The sequence below is a fragment of the Rhizobium sp. BK650 genome (assembly GCF_014195325.1).
Lineage (GTDB): Bacteria > Pseudomonadota > Alphaproteobacteria > Rhizobiales > Rhizobiaceae > Rhizobium.
Map to the genome: position 1 here is coordinate 1 of NZ_JACIBK010000032.1, position 2,122 is coordinate 2,122.

2 protein-coding genes are annotated in these 2,122 nt (G+C 60.8%); both read left to right on the top strand.

The window, feature by feature from the left end; genetic code table 11:
• Positions 1-350 precede the first annotated feature (350 nt).
• Entirely contained in the window at positions 351-548 is a 198-nt protein-coding gene (locus tag FHX15_RS30730; protein ID WP_007792581.1) for a hypothetical protein, read from the top strand.
• The coding region (locus FHX15_RS30735) for a recombinase family protein (RefSeq protein ID WP_184402087.1) at positions 538-2,122 on the top strand (1,585 nt) is incomplete at its 3' end. The genes FHX15_RS30730 and FHX15_RS30735, both read left to right, overlap by 11 nt.

Below are 2,122 nucleotides of genomic sequence, written 5' to 3' on the forward strand. Positions count from 1 at the left end.
TCGTTATACAACACGACGGCAGAACACCCACGGGACGGAGGTTCGCGAGCTTTTATATCCGTGGCATCCTTGGTGCGGTCAGCTCGTGCATGTCCATGAGGCGCTGGCTAAAGGTACGGACATTTTCCGCTGCAGCCTTTCTGGTGTTTCTTCTGATCGGCTTCTTGAAGTCCCAGCATGGATGTTCGACCGCTCCGTGAGCGGATATTGGCGCAATCTGCCGGTTCCGCACGTCGATCTCGCGAGCCTGCATGCTTTGGCAAAGTTACTGGAAGACGCCGGCGCCTCATCGCAATCTGCGGTAATGGGCGCAGCATTGGTCTCTCACGAAACGAGTCGGAGAGATGTCCATGCCTCGCCAGTCCATGACATACCAGTTCGATCTGTTTTCGGCTCCGCAGAGGGGGATGACCACAGGCATGCCGCAATGGCCGGAGTTGCCGGAGGAAACCCGCCAGGCGCTGACGGTTCTCATCGTGCGGCTGTTCGTCGATCACGCAAACTGCGGGCGCGCCTCCCAGCAGAAGGAGGCCGGTCATGATGCATGAGAAGATCGGGCCGCACCATCTGGAGCGGAAGGCTATTCTCTATGTTCGGCAGTCCTCGGCTCACCAGGTTCTGCACAATCGCGAAAGCAGTACCCTTCAATACGCCATGCGCGATCGCCTGACGGCACTTGGTTGGTCGCGCATTGAGACGGTGGATGACGATCTTGGTCGTTCGGCCGCCGGTGGTGTAACCCGCGCTGGTTTTGACCGGATGGTCGCCGAGGTCTGCCTTGGCAAGGTGGGGGCGGTAGCGGCACGCGAGGTATCGCGTTTTGCCCGCAACAGCCGCGATTGGCAGCAGCTCATCGAGATGTGCCGCGTCGTTGATACCGTTCTGATCGACCAGGAAGCGGTCTACGCACCACGCCAGGGCAATGACCGGCTGCTCTTGGGTTTGAAGGGCAGCCTCAACGAGTATGAGCTCGATCTCTTACGTCAGCGTTCCCTTTCCGCCCGCTACGAGAAGGCACGCCGCGGAGAGCTTGTCGTCACGGTCCCGGTCGGCTTTTTGAAGGTCGGTGACAGGATCGAGAAAGATCCCGACCGGCGCATCCAGGACGCCATTGCGTTGGTCTTCAACAAAGTCGCCGAACTTGGCAGTGCACGGCAGGCGCTCCTATGGTTCCTCGAACACGGGTTGGATTTGCCGGTCAGGCGCGCGGACGGTGATGTCATCTGGCGCAGACCCAACTATGCGACCATCCACCGGATGATTGCGAACCCGATCTACGGCGGCGCTTATGCTTATGGTAAGAGTCGTTCCGTACCGGGATACGGTGGCCGATCTGGAATTCGCCGCAAGGCGCGTGATGAATGGTTGGCGCTGATCCCGGATGCACACGAAGGTTACGTCAGTTGGGAACGGGCGGAGGAGATCCGCAAGATGGTCAGCGACAATGTACCGGCCAGTCGCCATCATGGAGCGCCGAAGCATGGCGACGCTCTGCTTGCCGGCCTTTTCCGCTGCAAAAGGTGCGGTCGGAAGCTGACGGTTCGTTACACAGGAGCCAACCATAACATCCCGCGCTATTCCTGTTGGCGAGGGTTGCTCGACAACGGCGAACCACGTTGCATCGCCTTCGGCGGTCTGCGGGTCGATGATGCGATCGAGGAGGCGCTGCTCGGGGTGGTCGAACCAGGAGCTATTGCCGCCGCCATCGAGGCGGAACGCCGTATGGCCAGCCAACGCGACCAGGTTCAGGAAGCGCTGCTGCGCGACCTCGAGGCAGCGCGCTATGCAGCCGACCGGGCATTCCGGCAATACGACGCGGCTGATCCGGAGAACAGGCTGGTGACGTCGGAGCTCGAAGCACGCTGGAACAAGGCGCTCGCTCGCGCCGGCGAGATCGAAGCTAAGATTGCCAAACATCGGACGGTTGCGCCGCAGCCGATCCCCATGTCCGCATCCCAGGTAGCCGCACTTGCGGGGAACCTCCGCGCCGTCTGGACGGCGCCGACAACCGATGCAAGGCTGAAGAAGCGCATCGTGCGGACGCTCATCAATGAAGTGGTTGCCGATCTCGATGATGGAACCTCCGAGATCGTCCTCATCATCCATTGGGTCGGTGGTGTCC